We start from the raw sequence: 12,260 nt of genomic DNA on the forward strand, positions 1-12,260 counted from the left end.
TCTATTACACAAACGTTTCACTCGTTGTTCAGTTTTCAAAGAACAATCTTCATTTCATCAAGCAACCAATTTCTCAGTTACTTTCTTTTTCTCACCGCCGTATCAGCGGCGACTTATATAATATATCATGTCTTTCAATCGAAGTCAACATCTTTTTTCAAGTTGTTTGCTTCTTTGTCTTGCCTCCAACCTCTTTACGAGGCAGGAAATAGAATATACCATAGCTCAGCAATAGATTGCAACCCTTTTTTCAAAATTAATTCAAGCAAGATGTATTCAAAGCACGTTCCGTACAAAATCAATTCGCTTCAACTTATACCTAATCGTTGTGACGGACCATTAAACAGGCTCATCTGACTTCGGTTTTTTCATTGTACTTATCACCGCTTTCTTCTATATATATAACGCAATCAATTTCATCTCAAATATCATGGGGATGCCCGGTAATCATCAGGCACGATCACGGATCATCCCGTCATCCTTAACGTTTAGCTTAAGCGTTCTGTGCCAACTGCTTCAGCCTCTTCTGCACCGCCTGTTTCTTGGCTGCATTTTTCGTCTGATCGTAACACGCTTCCATCAGCTTCAAATCTCCGGTGGTCGGATGCTGAATACGTTCCAAATACGTAAGCGCCTTCGCATAGTCTCCGTCCTGCTCCCATTCAAGACCGCTGAAATATATGCGTGCGATTTTACGAATCGCGTCTTCCGAGCCTTCCCGTTCATACATAGCAATGGCCTCGGAATATTTGCCATCCAATGTCAAGCGATCCGCTTCCGTGAACCCGGCAGGTGAAGTGGTCAGCAGCGGCAATTCGCCTGTAAACTGCATATAATCGTTCGAGCTGCTTATTGCATTATCATTATGATCATAGCCTTTTACTGTCCATTTCCACTGGCTCCCCGGATAGGCAATTCCAAGAACATAACCATTATCAATATAATAATGATTATCGAGCGTTAGATACGTAGCCCCTCCTACTAATGGATAGTGCCGCAATTCATCCACCGTATACTCGGCCTCAGGCTTCACATGCTTCTCCTCAAGCAGATGCGTCCCCTTCATCTCCCATTTGCCTTCTGCCTGCTTCACGACTTCCGTCAATTCAACCTTATAGTAGGCAGCCTCTGGATCAGAGCTCCAGCGTAACGCGACAACATCCTCCGCATCATACACCGGCTGGGAGACGGGTTCATATCGGATGTTTTTTCGAAATCGCACATCCACGGTCTGCGTGCTCTTTTCTGAGGAAAGTTCGATTTCATCAACACCCGCAGATGATAGCGTATGGCCCTTGATATTTCGAAACACGGTGCCGAGAGTCAACGTATACGCTCCAGCTTCAATACCATAGAAGCGAAATCGCCCATTTTCATCCGTCATTACGGTCGGATAATGATCTGGCGGGGGCATATAATAAGAAGAAGCTTCTGTCGGAGCAAGAGATACATATGCCCCTGCCAATGGCTTCTCCTCCACCAAAACAGTACCGCTGAGCTTCGGCAGCTCATATGGCCGTTCATGTCTGGTGGCCAAGATCTTTATTTCCGATGCATTTCGGGAGTTGATATACTTTTCATTTTTTGACAGTTCCTGAAATATCCGCTCCGCCTCATCCCAGCGGTTTTGGTTCATATATAAATAGGCAAGGCGCCCCTTGGCTGCATTCACATATTTATAAGTAGGGAAATCCTGAAGCAACCATTCCAAACGCCGTACCGCCTCCTCTTCCGACATCGGTTCAGGCAACTCGGCAGGTCCTGTCATAAATGTGCCTTTCTCGCCGACATAGATCATTTGATTATCCCGAACGAACACCCCTTCAGTACTCTCATAAAGCACATCCGCCGTTACAGCAGAAGTTGGAAACCACCGGATTATGGCATTGTATTTTCCTGCTTGATAAAACAATGCCGGAGCAATAAAGCACATCATTAGCGTTAGCACGCAGGCAAGTCCTAGCCCCAATACAAGATGCTTCACCTTTATTTCAACGATACGCATCCTTCTCCCCCCTCGACAGCAAATCCTCACGTACCAGCCACTTTCCCTCTACAATATATGTAATCTGCTGTTGTCCCGGGACCGCATCTGTCTTCACGTACGACGAAGCCGCAAATGGCAGCCACAAGGGCGCTACAATAAGCAGCATTCCAAAACAACCGCACGCAATGGCTCTCGATAACCGAAAGCGAACGGTCCCCTCGGACGTTCCCAGCATGTCGCTCATTTCGGCCACCGATTTATCGTGAAAATAATGAAGCACGACCACTTCCCGATAAGGATACGATAGCTGGCCGATTTTGCGGTACACCGTCAAAAAGACCTCTTGAGCCATATCCTCCGATGTATGCTTATCTCTAAGCAGAAGCAACGCTGTCAGATACACCTCACCGCCATAGGCATCCATCAGCAACCCAAGTGCTTCCCGGTCTCCAGACCGCAGTCATTCAATCCATTCCCGCTCCGCTTCCATCTCCTCACCCCGTTTCTCTCTATAAGTATAGATGAGGCAAGGAATAAATTGGGTTGCAGGCTGAAGCATATTTGTAGAATTGCCTTCAGTTCCTGAGCTGTTCATTGCACTATCTGAATCATGGGGAGAGTGAACAAAAGGGCGCTTCGATAACTCTAGACCTTACTCAATCTGAGTCATTGGGCAAATAGACAAAAGGGCATACGTTACACGTCACAGCGTTTAGAGATACATAAGCGGCAGAGGGAATTAACAAAAAGAAAGTCCATTCCCCATCTGACTAGGGAACGAACTTTCCTCAATAAAAGCTTATAACTCGTTATGGATTATACTTCATCCCACAGACGGCGCAAATTTTCGAGTCCGAGCCGGGAGCCCATTCGGCACTCCTCCATCCCTTCGAATTCGAGCGTAATGTAACCGTCATAGCCGGATTGCTTGACAAGGCGCAAAATTTCACGCATCTCCAAATCACCCTGTCCGAGAATGGAGCCGCGCAGGAAGTTACCGTGGGCCGTCTTGAACCAGTCGCCGCCGCCCGGCGGTTGGTAATACGGACGGAAGTAGAAATCTTTGACGTGAACGAGCGAAGCATACGGCAGATTCTTTTTCACGCCGATAAGCGGATTCTCGTCTACGCACATAAAGTTGCCGACATCGAGCGTCGTTTTGAAATTAGGACGATTTACCGATAACAGCACGCGCTGTACGCGGTCGCTCGCCTGTGCCGAGAATCCGTGATTCTCCAGCGTCGTCGTAATGCCGAATGGAGCCGCATAATCGGCGATACGGCGGCTTCCCTCCACCATCAGATGCAGATTGCTCTCGAACCATTCGATGCTCATCTGCTCCTCCGGTATCGTAAATGCCGTGACATCGTGGCGCATATGCTTGATGCCCATGCGTACGAGCAAATCAACGTGCTGCTTCACCCGCTCCACTTCCGCCTCGAATGCTTCCTCCGTATCCTGCACGAAGTTCGCCGGCATGGAATAGTTGGACAGGGCGATGCCGCGGGACTTCGCCTTATCGCGGACTGCATCCGCCAACTCTGGATTGTCTACCAGCGTAAAACCATATGGGACAATTTCCATATGCTCGCCGCCATTATCCGCAATCCAATCAATTACGTCAAGGACCGTCATTTCTTCTGCTCTAATCGCCTGCAGCAGACTATACGTACTGAGACCTACCTTCATCGTTCCACCCCTTCGTTGGCTAGAGTTACCGTATTCAAAATGAGATATCGGTAACATTTAAGCCCGATTGTAATCGCTTACCGATTACTTAACTATATCATAGTTTTATGGAAGAATCATGTATCACCAATGCATTCCTAACTATGCTAGCCAAATAAAACAAGCTGCCGAAAGCTTCGGCAGCCCGATGTGATGACGCTTATCACTCTACTGCAATGCGACAGCGACAACGTATTTTTCTATTTTTATGCCGCGATGCCTAAAGGAGAGAACAGAACATACACAGCAATCATCAGCACCACCATAACGATCGTAAACGCTTTCGCATGTTTCCATGGCGTCAGATCGACTTTGCCCGATTCATACAGCTTGTAGTCTTGCTCGCGCGGTTTTATTTTGCCTACGATAAGCATGACCAGAACACAGACCGGGAACAGCACGCTTAAAATGTACAAGAAATTGAGCGTACCTAGATAGAACTTGGATAGCGTGTACAACACGATGTGCACGACAAGCGCAATCTTCGGCGCGATAGCCGGCACCTTTTTGCTGAAGAACCCTACGACGACTGCAGCGATAATCGGGATGTTATAAAATCCGAACATTTCCTGCAAGTAGTAATATAGTCCTGAAGGCGCATACAAAATGAATGGCGATACAATGACGGCCACGATACCGAGCGCTACGGCAAAGATTCTGCCTGCCTTCACCAATTGTTTATCCGTCGCATTCGGCTTGAATATAGGTTTATAAATATCTAATGTGAACAAGGTTAAGGAGCTGTTCAACGCCCCGTTAAAGGAGCTTAAAATCGCACCGAACAGGACGGCTGCGAAAAATCCGGACAACAGCGTCGGCAACACTTTAATAACAAGCGACGGATAAGCCATATCCGCATTGCTTAACGAATTGTTGAACAGATGATAAGCGATGATGCCAGGCAGCACCAGATAGAAGGCGCCAAAGATTTTGAACATGCCGGCGTACAACACGCCCTTCTGCCCTTCCTTCAGGTTCTTCGCCCCCAACGTGCGCTGGACGATCGCCTGGTTCGTACACCAATAGAACAGGTTGTTGAAGAGCAGCCCCGCGCAAATCGTAATCCACGGCACAGGAGATGAGCTGTCTCCAATCGAGTTCAATTTTTCCGGCTCTTTGTGCAGCAGCGTGCTCACACCTTCGACCAGATTGCCACCGCCGAGCGCGAACAAGCCGAGAACAGTAATGAGAAGCCCGCCGATAATGAGCCCGACACCGTTCAACGTATCCGAGAGCGCGCACGCGCGCAGGCCTCCGAGCACGACATAGGCGATACCCGTTATTCCGATAGCAAGGGACATAATCAGAATAATATTGAAATCGCTTAGACCGAACAGGTCTGAAATGTTGAATATCGTATCCAGCACCAGCGCCCCGGAGTAGAGCACCGTAGGCAAATAAGCAACGGCATATCCGAGCAAGAACAGAACGGAAATAATCTGGCGCGTCCGTAAATCATAACGCTGTTCCAAAAAATCCGGAATAGTTGTAATGCCTGTCTTCAAATAACGCGGTAAAAAGATGAAGGCCATAAAAATCAACGCAATCGGAGACGTCACTTCCCAAGCCATGACGACCATGGACGTCGCGTAGCTCTGTCCATTCAACCCGACCATTTGCTCTGTTGACAGGTTCGTAAGCAAAAGTGAGAAAGCGATTACAACGCCGGTCAAGCTGCGCCCGCCGAGAAAATATCCATCCGAGCTGTTGAGGTCAATGCTGCGCGTCTTGTACCAGGAGTACCAGGCGACGATTCCGGTATACAATAAAAAGGTAATGACAGTAATGTAGGTCATGAGAGCCCTCCTTCTCCATGCATAGAGAAATCTGTTTGCTTACCGCGCCTTGTGCGGGCTGCATAATGCCGCTGGCGTACTCACCTCAACCAATTGCCCGGTCTCGAACGATTCCTTGCATGCATAGCCAAGCGCAGTCGACAGCACGCCGTCTTCCACCTTCACTTCTGGCTGTCGTCCATCTAGAATCGCCCGCACAAAGTCAATGGCTTCGTCCAAGTAAGCCTGCTCGAACCGCTCCAAGAAGCCGTTCGCACATTCGCGCACCACACCGCGGTCATCCATAATTGCCACCTGGTTTTTCTCCGGCACCGTACCGATGCGCAGCGTTCCGAGTGTGCCGATAATTTCCGTTTCAATATGGTAGCCGTGCGCGCAGTTGCGCCCCGCTACGAACATCCCCATTTTATTCCCGGCAAATTGAACTAGAGCCGCACCCGTCTCAGCATCTTGCAGCTGTGCAAGCTCTGTATAGCGGTGAGATCCGCCAATCGCCCACACCCGCTCTGCTTCCGCACCCAAGTACCACCGCGCTAGATCGAGGTCGTGAATGGCCATATCCAGGAACAAGCCTCCGCTGTAGTTGCTCTTAGCAAATTGTAAAAAGCCGGGCATAGCTTGAGCCGGATCAATGCCATAGCAGCGGATGAGCACAGGTTCGCCGATCGCTCCCGCTTCAATTTTCCGCTTGGCATAGACATAGGAACGGTCATACCGCCGCATAAAGCCAAGCATAAACACTTGATCGGGGTGACGGCGCACCGCCTCTTGCACGCGCAGCGCTTCCTCCATATACAGTCCGAGCGGCTTCTCGCTGAATACATGAAATCCTGCCGCCAATGCCTTTTCAATCTGATCGCAATGATAAGAGGACGGTGAGGCAATAAAAATAGCGTCCAGCTCTTTGTTGCGCAGCATTTCCTCATAATCGGTATAGCCGTAAGGCACGCCAAGCTGCGCCTGTGCCTCCTCAACCTCCTCTGGATTGATGCTGCATACCGCCGCCAGTCTGCAGTTCGGAATACGGAATGCCAAATTGTCGGCGTGCTGTCGTCCGAGCCGTCCTAAGCCTACGAGCCCTACTGATACACATCTGTTGTGTCCCATATGTCAGCCTCTTCCCTTCCTCATATAGAGGTTGTTCAAAAAGTCACCTTTTGATCACGAAGCATACCGGGAGGCACATTCGACATCGAATCTGGCGCTCACCATCGAAGAGCTGATGCTTCTGGTTCATGCAACCTTCTCGGTGCTGAAAAGTCGACTTTTTGAACTCGTAATTATACGCCTGCTTGCCGTAAAATGTAGTCTCTCGCTTTTAACGCATATTCGAACGGATTCGCTTTGGCAGGATCCTGCTCCGCTTCTACGAGCATCCATCCGCGATATTTAGCCGCGGACAAGGCTTTGAACGCTGGAGCAAAGTCAATGCAGCCGTCTCCAGGAACGGTAAATACCCCTTCCTTCACCGCTTGCAGGAAACTGAGCTTATCTTCACGCACGCGGCGCGCCACATCGGCACGAACGTCCTTCAAATGGACGTGCTTAATCCGATCCATATAGCGGCTCAATATGCTCAATGGCTCTTCGCCCGAGAATACGAGATGGCCGGTATCATAGAGCAATGACACCAAGTTCGGGTCCGTGCCCTCCATGAGACGGACAATTTCCTCCGTAGTCTGAACGCCTGTACCCATATGATGATGGTACACAACATGCATCTCTTTCTCCCGGGCCAGCTCTCCGAGAACATGCAAGCCATCGATTAAGCGCTTCCAATCATCGTCGCTGAATACTGGCTTGCTATCGAACAGCGGCGTATTCATCTGACCTTGGACACTGTGTCCCTGCTCGGATACGACAATGACCTTCGACCCCATCGCGTGCAGGAAGTCACGGTGCTGAACGAATGCAGCCGTCGTTTCTTCCAATGGCTTTACGGTAAGGAACGCGCTGAACCAAGCGCTGGCCACCTCCAGGTTGCGCAAACGGAGCGCCTTTTGTAAGACACTTACATTCCGCGGGTACTTATTGCCCACTTCCGTTCCCGCATATCCTGCGAGCGCCATTTCGCTTACACACTGCTCGAACGTATTCTCACCGCCCAATTCGGGCATGTCATCATTCGTCCAACCGATGGGCGCAATCCCAATCTTTACGCTGCCTGCTGCAAACACGTCTATTCCTCCCCGATGTCATCGTAGCTTGGCAGGGCTGGCCGGGCGGCGCAGCCGCGATGGCCGTTACATGCTTTATTCTGATAGGTTGCATGCTCCGAGCCATCCCGTATCGCATGATATCTTCCTTCTATGCGATTATCATGCCGCTCTACGCGCCCGCTCCCGCCAATCTGCGATCTTTATTGTAGCTTCCGTGTCAATAAGGTCTCGCCTGCTGCAAAAATCGGCGGCGCTCCTCGCTTGCCTGCGCAATTTCCGGCTTGCCGGAAACTGCCGCGACGCCTACATTCCACCAAGCGCCGTATCCATTCGTCATTGTCTTCGGCAGCACTTTAATATCAATGAGCGTAGATACCGTCTGCCGCTGTGCGGCCGCGACGGCTTGCTCCAATTCCTCTAGCGTGCGAACCGTATACGTGAGCGCGCCGTAGCCTGCTGCGCTGAGGGCAAAATCAATGCCCACAAGCGGACCGTCCAGCTTGCCGGTCGACTCGTTGCGTGCGCGGAATTCAGTGCCGAAGCTGCCCATGCCGTTGCCCATTTGCAAGTTGTTAATGCAGCCGAAGCCGTTATTGTCGAACAACAGCACATTTATCTTCTGTCCTTCTTGAATGCTTGTGACCAATTCAGAGTGAAGCATGAGATAGCTCCCGTCACCCGAGAATGCATACACTTCGCGATCCGGCTCCGCCATTTTCACACCAAGCGCCCCGGAAATCTCATAGCCCATACAGGAGTATCCATATTCCATGTGGTACGAATGTGGCGCTTCCGCCATCCACATTCGCTGCAAATCTCCAGGCAGACTGCCCGATGCGCCGACGATGACTGCGTTGTCTCCAAGCAGCCTGTTCAATGCCGCGAGCACCTGTGTCTGCGTCAGGCAGCTGCCAAGCTCCTCCGCATATTCCGGCAGCGCCTCATCCAAGTGCCCCGCGATTTCAGGCGTGAATGAGCCTTGAACGTATTGGATGCCGGCCAGCCGCTTCCATTCCTTGCTCCATGCGGCGCGCGCCGCTTCAATCTCCGTCGTATAGGCAGAACGGTATCCGGCTGCCTCCAGCCGCTGATGCATGGCTGCAAGAGCTGCCTTCGCATCTGCCACTACCGGCGTTGCATCGAGCTTGAGCGCTTGGAACTCCGACACGTTCACGGTCAAAATATCTGCGCCAGGGCGGCCGAACAGCTCCTTCGAGCCAGTCGTAAAGTCGGTAAAGCGCGTGCCGACGCCGATAATGAGATCGGCTTCCTTGGCGATCTCGTTCGCCGCTCCGTTGCCCGTCACCCCGATGCCGCCGAGGTTGAGCGGATGCGAACCAGGCACCGCGCTCTTGCCCGCCTGTGTCTCGGCTAACGGGATGTGGAACGCCTCCGCGAAGGCTTGCAGCGCCGCTCCTGCCTCGGAATAGCGCACGCCGCCTCCGCATATGAGCAGCGGCTTGCGCTTGCGCGTGATGAGCCGGACCGCACCCTCGAGTGCTGCTTCCGTCGCCGGGCGGCGGTCTATCCGATGCACACGCTTCGCGAAAAATGATGCGGGATAATCATACGCTTCCCCCTGTACATCCTGCGGCAGCGCGATTGTGACAGCTCCCGTATCGGCCGGATTCGTGAGCACGCGCATCGCTTGAATGAGCGCAGTCATCAGTTGCTCCGGCCGCACGACACGGTCCCAATATTTGCTCACCGGGCGGAACGCGTCATTCGTCGATACCGTCAGGTCATGCGGCTGTTCAATCTGCTGCAGCACCGGATCCGGCTGGCGCGAGGCGAACGTATCCCCCGGCAGCAGCAGCACCGGGATTTGATTGGCCGTAGCGGTGGCTGCCGCCGTCACCATATTGGCGGCGCCGGGGCCGACAGACGATGTGCAGGCACAGATCTGCTTCCGCCGCATCTGCTTGGCGAACGCCACTGCCGCATGCGCCATCCCTTGCTCGTTGCGCCCTTGATACACTTCCAAGCCGCCGCTGTCTTCTTCCAGCGCCTGACCCAATCCCAATACGTTGCCATGGCCGAATATCGTAAAAATGCCTTTGACAAAGCGCTGCTCCACTCCATCAAATTCGACATATTGCTGATTGAGAAACTTTACGAGCGCTTGCGCCGTAGTCAATCGAATCGTTTCCATACCGAACACCATCCTTACCAGCGCAAAGTGACCATCTTTTTACGAGTGTAAAATTCCACTCCATCCGTGCCGTTCGCATGCAGGTCGCCATAGAAGGAATCTTTCCAGCCTGAGAATGGGAAGAACGACATCGGCGCGGGAACGCCTACGTTCACCCCGAGCATGCCTGCATCGATATGTTCGCGGAACTGGCGCATATACGCGCCGCTCGTCGTAAAGAGACAAGCGCCGTTGGCAAACCGGGATTCATTCGCCCACGCAATCGCTTCATCGATATCCTTCACGCGCACAATCGACAGCACCGGCGCGAAAATTTCATCCTGCCAGATCTTCATTTGCTGTGTTACGTCATCAAAAATCGTCGGTCCCATAAAGAAGCCCTCGCCGTGTGCTTCCGCATCTTGGCGGCCGTCGCGGACCAGACGCGCCCCTTCCTTGACGCCTGCGTCAATATAGCCGAGCGCGCGCTCCTTATGAGCTTCACGGATAACGGGACCGAGGAATACGTCCTCTTCCACGCCATTGCCGATAATCAGTTCATCGGATGCTTTCACCAAGCGGGATACAAGCTCATCTGCAACCGATTCCTGCACGAGCACGACAGAGCAAGCCATGCAGCGCTCTCCGGCGGAGCCGAAGGCAGCGTTAATGATTTGTGTCGTGGTCTGCGCCAAATCGGCGTCCTCCATGACGATCGAGTGGTTTTTGGCACCCGTCAACGCTTGCACACGCTTCAAGTTGGCCGTACCGCGCTTGTAGACATACTCGCCTACAGGCTGGGAGCCGACGAATGAGATTGCCTTGACCTGCTTATGGTCGAGCAGACCGTTCACAACGTCATGTGCACCGTGCACGATGTTAAGTACGCCTTGAGGCAGCCCCGCTTCTTCCATTAGCTCTGCCAGACGGCAAGCCAGCATCGGAGTACGCTCGGAAGGCTTCAGCACGAACGTGTTGCCGCAAGCGATAGCCAGCGGGAACATCCAGCACGGCACCATCATCGGGAAGTTGAACGGCGTAATTCCGCCGACAACGCCAATCGGGTAACGGTACATGCCAGATTCGATGTTCGTCGCAATGTCAGGCAGTTGCTTGCCCATCATAAGCGTCGGCGCGCCTGCGGCGAATTCGACGCATTCGATGCCTCGCTGCACCTCGCCGTACGCTTCTTTGTAGTTTTTTCCGTTCTCCAATGTAAGGAGCTTCGCCAGCTCGTCCCAATGCTCAACTAGCAGCTGCTGGTATCTGAACATAATGCGCGCCCGGCGCGGCACGGCGGTGCGCGACCACGTCTTGAACGCCTGCTCAGCCGTCTCTACCGCCTCATTCAGCTCTTCCATGCTTGAAAGCGGCACGTGCGCGATAATTTCACCTGTTGCTGGATTGAATACTGGCTCGGTCTTGCCCGATGTGGACGCTTTCCACTCTCCGCCGACATAGTTGCGAATGGTTGTTACTTCTGCCATGTTCCATTCTCCTCTCGTCATTTCCGTGTTGTATCGCTTAACCTATACTCATCCTGCTTCCTACCCGGATTCCGGGCCGTTTCCGTTGTTCCGTTTCCATTAAGCTTGCAGCGCATGATGCGCATTCAGCAGCAGCATCTTCTTCTTTGCTTCTTCCTTGACCGCCTCCATCGGGCGTGCAAACAGAGCAACGCGGTCGAACTCGTCCGGCTTAGCCTGCATCTCACTGCGCAGCGTCTTGCCGAAGGCCATCCGAAGTGCCGTACCGATGTTGACCTTGCCGATGCGAGTGCCTGCGAGCTTGCGCAAGTCATCATCCCGCACTCCCGTCGAACCGTGTAATACAAGCGGCACGGATACGAGGCGCTCGATGTCATCCAGCCGGCCGTAATCGATCGGAGCCGCCTGCTCCTCCATCCGGTGGAGCGTGCCGATCGCGACCGCCAACGCATCCACGCCCGTCTCTTCGGCGAATATTTTCGCTTCATTCGGATCGGTCAGACGCGCCTCCACGTTCAGCGCAGGATCGCTGTAGCCGACCGCTCCAATTTCCGCTTCGACGGGGATGCCGCAAGCATGCGCCATCATCACGATTTGTTGTGTGTTCTGAATGTTTTCTTTGAGCGGCAGCTGCGAGCCGTCGTACATGATGGACGTATAGCCGCTCATAATCGCTTCCGCCGCTGTCTCGTATCCGTCGCCATGGTCCAGATGGATGCAGACCGGTACGCTTGCCCGCTCGGCCAAGCTCCGATACAATGCCCCTGACACCTGCAGCGGCATATAGCGCATTGCAACCTTATTCGTCGCCAAAATAACCGGCGCCTTCACTTCCTCCGCCGCAGCGATAACCGCGGCAGCATCTTCATAGCCGAATACATTGAACGCCGGCACGGCGCCATTTTTCTCGGCAATGCCTTGCATCATTTCCGTCAAGGTGACGAGCATGTGCCGTTCCTCCCAACCTGTCTC

At 52.6% G+C, this 12,260-nt stretch carries 9 protein-coding genes; all 9 read right to left on the bottom strand.

What is annotated here, in order from left to right:
• Positions 1–493: 493 nt before the first annotated feature.
• Positions 494–2,005 carry a tetratricopeptide repeat protein gene (locus LQV63_RS16035; protein WP_233697492.1) on the bottom strand — a complete coding sequence of 504 codons (1,512 nt, stop codon included), beginning with the start codon at positions 2,003–2,005 and terminating at the stop codon, positions 494–496.
• Positions 1,992–2,411, bottom strand: a complete 420-nt coding sequence (locus LQV63_RS16040; protein WP_233697575.1) for an RNA polymerase sigma factor — start codon at positions 2,409–2,411, stop codon at positions 1,992–1,994. The genes LQV63_RS16035 and LQV63_RS16040 overlap by 14 nt, the downstream gene beginning before the upstream one ends.
• 392 nt (positions 2,412–2,803) lie before the next feature.
• Positions 2,804–3,676 (bottom strand): sugar phosphate isomerase/epimerase family protein, encoded by an 873-nt coding sequence (locus LQV63_RS16045; protein WP_019420217.1) that lies wholly within the window; start codon positions 3,674–3,676, stop codon positions 2,804–2,806.
• A gap of 245 nt (positions 3,677–3,921) precedes the next feature.
• Positions 3,922–5,511, bottom strand: a complete 1,590-nt coding sequence (locus LQV63_RS16050; RefSeq protein ID WP_019420218.1) for a solute:sodium symporter family transporter — start codon at positions 5,509–5,511, stop codon at positions 3,922–3,924.
• A gap of 39 nt (positions 5,512–5,550) precedes the next feature.
• Positions 5,551–6,618 carry a Gfo/Idh/MocA family oxidoreductase gene (locus LQV63_RS16055; protein WP_233697493.1) on the bottom strand — a complete coding sequence of 356 codons (1,068 nt, stop codon included), beginning with the start codon at positions 6,616–6,618 and terminating at the stop codon, positions 5,551–5,553.
• Between the two features lie 173 nt (positions 6,619–6,791).
• On the bottom strand, positions 6,792–7,688 hold the full coding sequence (gene iolE / locus LQV63_RS16060; RefSeq protein ID WP_019420220.1) for a myo-inosose-2 dehydratase: 897 nt from the start codon (positions 7,686–7,688) through the stop codon (positions 6,792–6,794).
• 199 nt (positions 7,689–7,887) lie between these two features.
• Positions 7,888–9,822: a 3D-(3,5/4)-trihydroxycyclohexane-1,2-dione acylhydrolase (decyclizing) gene (gene iolD, locus LQV63_RS16065; protein ID WP_233697494.1), complete on the bottom strand. Its 1,935-nt coding sequence runs from the start codon at positions 9,820–9,822 to the stop codon at positions 7,888–7,890.
• Positions 9,823–9,836: 14 nt separating this feature from the next.
• On the bottom strand, positions 9,837–11,288 hold the full coding sequence (locus LQV63_RS16070; RefSeq protein ID WP_233697495.1) for a CoA-acylating methylmalonate-semialdehyde dehydrogenase: 1,452 nt from the start codon (positions 11,286–11,288) through the stop codon (positions 9,837–9,839).
• A gap of 99 nt (positions 11,289–11,387) precedes the next feature.
• Positions 11,388–12,236 (bottom strand): class II fructose-bisphosphate aldolase, encoded by an 849-nt coding sequence (locus LQV63_RS16075; protein WP_233697496.1) that lies wholly within the window; start codon positions 12,234–12,236, stop codon positions 11,388–11,390.
• Positions 12,237–12,260 lie beyond the last annotated feature (24 nt).

This window comes from Paenibacillus profundus, assembly GCF_021369635.1.
Classification (GTDB): domain Bacteria; phylum Bacillota; class Bacilli; order Paenibacillales; family Paenibacillaceae; genus Paenibacillus_B; species Paenibacillus_B profundus.

What these genes read in the sequence shown, in the direction of transcription:
- LQV63_RS16035 (WP_233697492.1), bottom strand. Translation starts at nt 2,005, where the DNA reads ATGCGTATCGTTGAAATAAAGGTGAAGCATCTTGTATTGGGGCTAGGA.
- LQV63_RS16040 (WP_233697575.1), bottom strand. Translation starts at nt 2,411, where the DNA reads ATGGATGCCTATGGCGGTGAGGTGTATCTGACAGCGTTGCTTCTGCTT.
- LQV63_RS16045 (WP_019420217.1), bottom strand. Translation starts at nt 3,676, where the DNA reads ATGAAGGTAGGTCTCAGTACGTATAGTCTGCTGCAGGCGATTAGAGCA.
- LQV63_RS16050 (WP_019420218.1), bottom strand. Translation starts at nt 5,511, where the DNA reads ATGACCTACATTACTGTCATTACCTTTTTATTGTATACCGGAATCGTC.
- LQV63_RS16055 (WP_233697493.1), bottom strand. Translation starts at nt 6,618, where the DNA reads ATGGGACACAACAGATGTGTATCAGTAGGGCTCGTAGGCTTAGGACGG.
- iolD (WP_233697494.1), bottom strand. Translation starts at nt 9,822, where the DNA reads ATGGAAACGATTCGATTGACTACGGCGCAAGCGCTCGTAAAGTTTCTC.
- LQV63_RS16070 (WP_233697495.1), bottom strand. Translation starts at nt 11,288, where the DNA reads ATGGCAGAAGTAACAACCATTCGCAACTATGTCGGCGGAGAGTGGAAA.
- LQV63_RS16075 (WP_233697496.1), bottom strand. Translation starts at nt 12,236, where the DNA reads ATGCTCGTCACCTTGACGGAAATGATGCAAGGCATTGCCGAGAAAAAT.